This is a genomic window from Limosilactobacillus coleohominis (assembly GCF_016901675.1).
Taxonomy (GTDB): Bacteria; Bacillota; Bacilli; order Lactobacillales; family Lactobacillaceae; genus Limosilactobacillus; species Limosilactobacillus intestinavium.
The window spans coordinates 1-7014 of record NZ_JACJKU010000076.1 but is presented as its reverse complement, the minus strand read 5'-3'; the positions used below and the strand labels follow the sequence as shown (position 1 = coordinate 7014).

9 protein-coding genes are annotated in these 7014 nt (G+C 37.1%); all 9 read left to right on the top strand.

All coding sequences use genetic code 11. The features are described 5' to 3' along the window. The first annotated feature begins 25 nt into the window (after positions 1-25). The 9 genes from H5975_RS06895 to H5975_RS06855 all read left to right on the top strand — a co-directional run bounded on the left by H5975_RS06895 (position 26) and on the right by H5975_RS06855 (position 6983). Positions 26-256 (top strand): DUF1146 domain-containing protein, encoded by a 231-nt coding sequence (locus H5975_RS06895; protein ID WP_178661773.1) that lies wholly within the window; start codon positions 26-28, stop codon positions 254-256. Positions 257-270: 14 nt separating this feature from the next. Continuing rightward, positions 271-1515 (top strand): hypothetical protein, encoded by a 1245-nt coding sequence (locus H5975_RS06890; protein WP_204785427.1) that lies wholly within the window; start codon positions 271-273, stop codon positions 1513-1515. Positions 1516-1605: 90 nt separating this feature from the next. Further along, on the top strand, positions 1606-2631 hold the full coding sequence (locus H5975_RS06885) for a rod shape-determining protein (protein WP_178661769.1): 1026 nt from the start codon (positions 1606-1608) through the stop codon (positions 2629-2631). Beyond that, positions 2631-2879 (top strand): membrane protein insertion efficiency factor YidD, encoded by a 249-nt coding sequence (yidD, locus tag H5975_RS06880; RefSeq protein ID WP_204785426.1) that lies wholly within the window; start codon positions 2631-2633, stop codon positions 2877-2879. The genes H5975_RS06885 and yidD overlap by 1 nt, the downstream gene beginning before the upstream one ends. A gap of 4 nt (positions 2880-2883) precedes the next feature. Next, positions 2884-3108 carry a DUF2969 domain-containing protein gene (locus H5975_RS06875; RefSeq protein ID WP_178661766.1) on the top strand — a complete coding sequence of 75 codons (225 nt, stop codon included), beginning with the start codon at positions 2884-2886 and terminating at the stop codon, positions 3106-3108. A 34-nt stretch (positions 3109-3142) separates the two neighbouring features. Beyond that, the gene (locus tag H5975_RS06870; RefSeq protein ID WP_178661764.1) at positions 3143-4339 is read left to right on the top strand and encodes an FtsW/RodA/SpoVE family cell cycle protein; all 1197 of its coding nucleotides are present in this window, start codon (positions 3143-3145) and stop codon (positions 4337-4339) included. A 13-nt stretch (positions 4340-4352) separates the two neighbouring features. Next, positions 4353-4646: a hypothetical protein gene (locus H5975_RS06865; RefSeq protein ID WP_204785425.1), complete on the top strand. Its 294-nt coding sequence runs from the start codon at positions 4353-4355 to the stop codon at positions 4644-4646. Between the two features lie 151 nt (positions 4647-4797). Continuing rightward, positions 4798-5754 carry a DUF2785 domain-containing protein gene (locus H5975_RS06860; protein ID WP_204785424.1) on the top strand — a complete coding sequence of 319 codons (957 nt, stop codon included), beginning with the start codon at positions 4798-4800 and terminating at the stop codon, positions 5752-5754. Positions 5755-5849: 95 nt separating this feature from the next. Next, positions 5850-6983: a D-alanine--D-alanine ligase family protein gene (locus H5975_RS06855; protein ID WP_204785423.1), complete on the top strand. Its 1134-nt coding sequence runs from the start codon at positions 5850-5852 to the stop codon at positions 6981-6983. Positions 6984-7014 lie beyond the last annotated feature (31 nt).

Below are 7014 nucleotides of genomic sequence, written 5' to 3'. Positions count from 1 at the left end.
ATTAATTAGTTAGGGGGTAGAGGAAATGCAATACAACGGCACACAGTCGGTTTTGACATTATTAATTCAATTAGCAATGATTGTCGTTACCTTTCGGGCAATTCAATCATTCCATCTTGATACTTTTTTTCGGCATCCACCCCAAGGATTACCAGCGATGATTGTTTTGATTTCTATCGCAATCGGCTACGCCGCAGGATCCTTCTTTGCTGAGTTTTTTATTGTTTTGCATGGCTTATTAAACATGGCACACTAAGGTGGTAATTGATAATGACAAAATTAGTAATTAATGGTCATCATGCTTTAAAAGGGGAAGTTGGATTAAGTGGTGATCAACAAACAGTGATGGCAATTCAAGCTGCCAGCTTATTAGCTACGCATGGAACAATGATTCTTGATAATGTACCTAATACTCAAAATATCAATTTAATGAATCGTTTGTTACAAACAATGAATGTTCAGGTTGATTATAAACGTCATCAAAATGTTTTAAAAATGGATGCAACTTGTAAGATTAGGCCATTAAAAATCAGTTGCCCAGCGCTATTAACTTCAGGAGCTATACTGGCGCGTTGTCATCATGTTCAGTTAGTAGATAATGGTTTAAATGCCGAATACCAACGTGACATTAATACGATTTGCAATGGATTTCAAAAATTTGGTGCCACCATTGAAAAGGTTAATGAGGGCGTTAATATTAGAGCTGACAAATTAACAGGACAAAATATTAATTTAGAATCTGCAGCTTTAATTCCAACACTTACCATGATGATGGCTGCAACGCTGGCTCAGGGAATCACCGTGTTAAAGAATCCCAATCATAATCCAGTTGTGGTTGAACTAGCTAAGGTTTTAAATAAAATGGGAGGTCGCGTTCATGGTGCAGGGACGGATACTATTCGTATTCAAGGCGTAACGTTCCTGCATTCGACTGATTACTTAGTTTTAGATGATCAGGAAGAAGCGGGCTTTTATTTAGTTCTTGGTGCAGCGACGGCTGGTGATATTCTAGTTCACGGTGCCCATCCAGAGCACCTAAATTCGTTAATGCGAATGCTTGATAATATGGGCAATACAGTGATCGTTCAAAAGGATGGAATTCGTGTTATTGGAACAAGCTTATTATTGTCAAATAACATTGATATATCAGAATACCTGCAGTTGGGAAAGTATGATCAAATGGCCATACTAGGTCTGTTAATTCTCACTAATGGAGAAACGGTTGTTGATGGTTTTAATGTCGATCAACTTAATATTATTGGAAGCATTTTTATGAATAATGATGGTCAAATTCAACACCACAATCATCAGTTAAAAATTAGTGGACCATTAAAGCATTATCCAAAAACTATCTCGACGACATCAACTGCAGAAGGAATGTTATCATTAGTATTTGCTTTAGGTGTTAAACAAATTACAACGATCGATCCTGCTGAAGTAGTAAGCAGTAGTTTTACAAACCTGGTTGATAAATTAGTAGCGCTGGGTGCGCAAATTGATTTAAGTTTTGACTAAGGAAACTGATACATGCCTTTTAGAGAGACACTGTAAAGAGTCTTGTGGTATAATATCAAACGATTTATGTAGAAAATGAAGGAGAAAATTATGGCAAAAGATATCGGAATTGATCTCGGAACAGCCAATGTTCTAATTTATGTTCAAGGAAAGGGCATTGTCTTAAATGAACCATCGGTAGTTGCAATTGATACTAATACCAACAAGGTGTTAGCGGTTGGTTCCGAAGCTTATCGGATGGTAGGGAGAACGCCAAGTAACATTCGGGCCATTCGGCCACTTAAGAGTGGGGTAATTTCTGATTTTGATGTTACCCAAGAAATGCTCTCATACTTTATTGGTAAGTTAAGTGTTAAAGGAGTAATGTCTAAACCTAACATTATGATTTGTGCTCCAACTAATATCACTGAGATTGAACGAAAAGCCATTATTCAGGCTGCGGAACAATCTGGTGGTGGAAAGGTTTATCTTGAATATGAACCAAAAGTTGCTGCAATCGGAGCAGGCTTGGACATTTTTAAGCCAAGTGGCAATATGGTAATTGACATGGGTGGTGGTACCTGTGATATTGCTGTTTTATCCTTAGGCGACATTGTTGCTAGCCAATCTATTCGTATGGCCGGTGATAAACTTAACACAGACATTGCTAATTATATTAAGGATAAGCATGGCCTAGTTATTGGTGAACATACTGCTGAACAAATTAAAATTCAAATTGGTACTGCATTACCAGTCGATAACCCTAAGAAGATGGATGTTCGGGGCCGTGATGTTACCAGTGGTATGCCTCGTCAAATTGAAACTAATGAAAATGAAATTGAAGAGGCTTTGCATGATACGCTTCAACAAATTGTTAAGGCAGCAATTTCTGTTCTAGAAGTTGTTCCACCAGAATTGGCTAGTGATATCATTGACCGTGGTGTAATTCTAACTGGTGGAACTTCCTTGTTAAATGGTGTGGATAAACTATTTAGTGACCATTTAAAGGTTCCAGTTGTTGTTTCTCAAGATCCACTGGACAATGTTGCTAAGGGTGCTGGTGAAATGCTTGAGCGGATGCAAAAAGATGCCGGTAACAAAGGAGCTAAGACCAGCTGGTTCTCACGGAAAAAGTAATGGTTAAAAAGTTAATTGATTTGGTCCGTTGGTATCAAACTCATGTTTCAATTCAACGTCCTTTCCGAGTTTGTCGGTATGAGCCGAGTTGTTCTGAATATATGGTAGAGGCATTACAGCGTTTTGGAATGAAAGGCCTACTACTTGGTCTTGCACGAATTTTAAGATGCCAACCCTTCTCCAAAGGGGGATTTGATCCCGTTCCGCTTCATTTTACTTTTAAAAGTTATATGGATAGGCAAAGGTGAGAGTGTGTCAAAAAAAGAAAAAAATATTGAAGTGACTGTTAAAGATATACAAAGAAATAGCCAACCGATTCAACAGGTGTTTATTGGCGAACAACTAATTGGTGAAGTATCAACACAGGAGAACCGTTTTAAAGCACTTCTCTTAAATGGTAACCAAGAGTTTTCTGTACAATCACAAGAAGAAGGCCTTGAAACAATTCTTCAACAATATCACTTGCACCAACGCTAAAGTGGTCAAGGAATAGAAAGGAAGTTGGCTCGTCATGCAACGTTCGCAAAGCGAAGACATTGAGTCGCGAATTGATTGGGGAATTATTTTCTGTGTTCTATTGCTAGCATTAATTGGCCTAGCATCCATTTATGTTGCCGGAACCCATGATCGTCAACAGGTGAGTGTGGTTCGTCAAGTTGTAACTCAACTTGCTTGGTACGTTATTGGTACTATTTTAGTGATTGTGATTATGCAATTTGACTCTGAGCAGTTATGGAAAATTGCGCCGATAGCTTATTGGGTTGGCGTTTTTCTAATGTTTGCAATCCTAATTTTTTATAGTCGATCATACTATGCAAGTACGGGTGCAAAGAGCTGGTTTGCAATTGGGCCGTTTACTTTTCAACCTTCTGAAATTATGAAACCAGCGTATATCTTAATGATGGGTAGGGTTATCACTACTCATAATAGTGAGTATGGTGTCCATTCTGTTAGAAATGATTGGCATTTAATTGGTACAATGGCGCTATGGCTATTGCCAATTCTGATATCATTGAAGTTTCAAAATGACTTTGGGACTGCATTGGTCTTTTGTGCTATTTTCGCTGGAATGGTGTTAGTTTCGGGGGTTACTTGGAAAATTATTGCCCCTGTAGCTGCAGGAATTGCAGCTGTTGGTGGGACTGTTTTAGCTATGGTTACTAGTTCCACAGGACAACGCATTTTGGAACATGTTGGATTTCAAGCATATCAATTTGACCGTGTTAATACATGGTTAAAGCCTGATCAAGATACATCTAATCAAGGATATCAGTTATGGCAAAGTATCAAAGCTGTTGGATCCGGTGGTATTACAGGAACAGGGTTTAATAACTCGCATGTATATGTACCAGTTAGAGAATCTGATATGATTTTCTCAGTCATTGGTGAAAACTTTGGATTCTTAGGAAGTATTTTGTTAATTTTATTGTATTTATTACTAATCTACCTTATGATTCGGGTAACCTTTGATACGAGAAACGAATTCTATGCTTATGTATCTACAGGGGTTATTATGATGATTTTATTCCACGTTTTTGAAAACATTGGAATGAATATTGGATTATTACCACTGACCGGGATTCCATTACCATTTATTTCTGCAGGGGGATCTTCTCTGATTGGGAACTTAATTGGGATTGGAATGATTATGTCAATGAGATATCATCATCATTCGTATATGTTTAGTAATAACAAGGAGTTCCATTAAGGACGGTAGGAAAATGGCAAATTTTGATTATCCATGGTTGATTGAAGATCATGATGATTATGCTTACATCAAATTTTCACCCATTGCAGTCAAGGCTTTGGGAAAATTAGTATTTTTAGATCTACCTGATGTTGGAGCTCATTTAAAAAAAGGAATGCCAAGTATTGGAATTGAGGCTGAAAACTGGATAGGAACTAGCAAAGTCCCAGTTAATGGTATAGTGACAGCAGTAAATCAACAGATTGTTGATTTTAAGAGTTGTCATTTAACTAGTGATGATTGGCTTTTAAAGATAGTTTTAGATTGAATTACAATGTAATGATTCAAAAGTAGGATACGACTATATTAGCCATATCAATTACAAATAGGCCTTAAGCATTCGTGATGCCGGATGTTTAAGGCCATTTCTATATAAGAATATTGTCACAATTATTGATTATTAATTATGAGGATGAATTATGGTGAAAAATGATATAACCAAAACAATGTTAATGCTTTCTGATATCCATCGACGCCTAATGGATGGACAAGTTTATTTAGAAGCCATTAATGAAGTGGATACTTTAATTCACAATGCCGAACGAAAGCAATGGACACCTGTGGAAGTTGCACAACCAGAATATGAAGTTCGGACATTATTTGGTGATTTTGTGGATAATGTCCAACAGGGGCATCATGTTAAAATGAGTGACCAATTAATAACTGGTATAATTGAGAATTCAACCACCGACAGTATGGCATTTCGCCGAATGTTATTAGTAACATTGGAATTAGGTTTGGAAAACAACTTAATTACTACGGAACAGTTGACAACCCTTTTTCGGCATTTTAGTCAACCACAAGTTCTGTTATCCCATATTGATGAACCTACTAATAAGGCAGCATATGGGCGCTCAATTGCAGTTAATATTATCAGGTTAATGTTGATCGCTGATCGGTCTGGTTACTTTTTCTTGACGCAAGATGACTTGGATAAATTCTTGAATACAGTTGGGATGTTACCTGTTTTAGAAAAGGACAGTCGCGGATTTGTCTCACATGTCGGTTGGGTTCACATGTATACAGGGATTGCTAACCTTTATAGTGAACTTTGCGAGCATGATGAATTAGTTCGCGGTAATAAAATTTTCCTATTATCAACTTTGGTAGAAGGGTATAAAAGTATAGATACGCCACTGGATATGGGAGAAAATGAAGACGTTGCCAGTTTTCTGATTAAGTTATTCGATCAGCATCGGTTGTATCAAGAATTTTTTGTTAAGGAAGTTGGGATATGGCGTACAGAAATCAACCACTTTAGCATATTTTCAAAGGAACAATGGGTTCGCTTATTTAATTATCGCCGCCTCATGCAAAGCTTAATTATGGATGGTAATTTACCGTCTAAAGTTATGAAAGCAATTGTTAAGGATTGATAGTATAAATCGGTAGTCAATATTGCGATTTATATGTTATACTTAAGGCTCGATAAAGTCGGAAGAAATAAATTATAGTAAAAGGTGGTATTGTAATGACAGCCCAAAAACTGAACGTTGCCTTATTATTTGGTGGCAATTCATCTGAGCATGATGTTTCTAAACGATCTGCTCATAATATCTTTGATGGGATGAATAAAGACAAGTATAACGTGAAGGTCTTTATGTTTACCAAGGATGGGATTCTACTAGATAACAATTATTCGCAACGCATTTTTGATGGAGAACATGAAGATCAAGTTGTGAAAGAGGCATACGCCAAGATGGATTTAGATTCTCCATTGGCGCCATTGGCAGCACTGCAAAGTGCGGGACCAATTGACTTTTTCTTCCCAGTTATTCATGGTAACCTTGGGGAAGATGGAACTGTTCAAGGTCTGTTCCGGTTACTAAAGAAGCCATATGTAGGCTCTGGTATTACGGCGAGTGCATTATCTTTTGACAAGGACTATACTAAGCGAATTCTTGATTTAGCAGGAGTTCGTAATACACCTTATGTATTGGTAACTCCAGAAAATCGGGATCAATATACGTGGTCAGTTATTCAAAAGGAACTTGGGAACACTGTATTTGTAAAACCTGCTAAACAAGGGTCATCAGTTGGTATTCACAAAGTTACTAATGAAGCTGAGTTCAAAGAAGCATTAGATGACGCATTTGTTTACGATTATAAGGTGCTTGTTGAACAGGCAATTAATAATCCACGAGAAATTGAAATCTCTATTTTAGGTAATGAGAAACCAATTGCTTCTAAGCTTGGTGGTGTCAGAGTTCCTAAGGGTGATGAATTTTACGATTATGAAAATAAGTTCGTTGATGCATCGGGGGTTGTGTTCGACTTACCAGTGATCTTGCCAGATAAGTTAACTAAGGAAATCACTGAGATGGCTTTGAAGGCTTACAAGGCATTAGATATGAAAGGTTTGGCTCGGATTGATTTCTTAGTTGACGAGAATGATGTGCCATACTTAGGTGAGCCAAATACTTTACCTGGTTTTACTAATATCAGCCTATACCCACAAATGTGGAGTGTATCAGGGATTGATTATTCAACTTTAATTGATAAGTTAATTGAATTAGGAATTGCTGAGTTTGAACGTCGTTCTAAGATTAAGTACTCCTTTAAAGAATTAGGCGAAGAACACGTTGGTAAAAAAGAGTATCATTAAATGATAATTAAAAACTGAATTAAGATAAAAG

What these genes read in the sequence shown, in the direction of transcription:
- H5975_RS06895 (WP_178661773.1), top strand. Translation starts at nt 26, where the DNA reads ATGCAATACAACGGCACACAGTCGGTTTTGACATTATTAATTCAATTA.
- H5975_RS06890 (WP_204785427.1), top strand. Translation starts at nt 271, where the DNA reads ATGACAAAATTAGTAATTAATGGTCATCATGCTTTAAAAGGGGAAGTT.
- H5975_RS06885 (WP_178661769.1), top strand. Translation starts at nt 1,606, where the DNA reads ATGGCAAAAGATATCGGAATTGATCTCGGAACAGCCAATGTTCTAATT.
- yidD (WP_204785426.1), top strand. Translation starts at nt 2,631, where the DNA reads ATGGTTAAAAAGTTAATTGATTTGGTCCGTTGGTATCAAACTCATGTT.
- H5975_RS06870 (WP_178661764.1), top strand. Translation starts at nt 3,143, where the DNA reads ATGCAACGTTCGCAAAGCGAAGACATTGAGTCGCGAATTGATTGGGGA.
- H5975_RS06865 (WP_204785425.1), top strand. Translation starts at nt 4,353, where the DNA reads ATGGCAAATTTTGATTATCCATGGTTGATTGAAGATCATGATGATTAT.
- H5975_RS06860 (WP_204785424.1), top strand. Translation starts at nt 4,798, where the DNA reads ATGGTGAAAAATGATATAACCAAAACAATGTTAATGCTTTCTGATATC.
- H5975_RS06855 (WP_204785423.1), top strand. Translation starts at nt 5,850, where the DNA reads ATGACAGCCCAAAAACTGAACGTTGCCTTATTATTTGGTGGCAATTCA.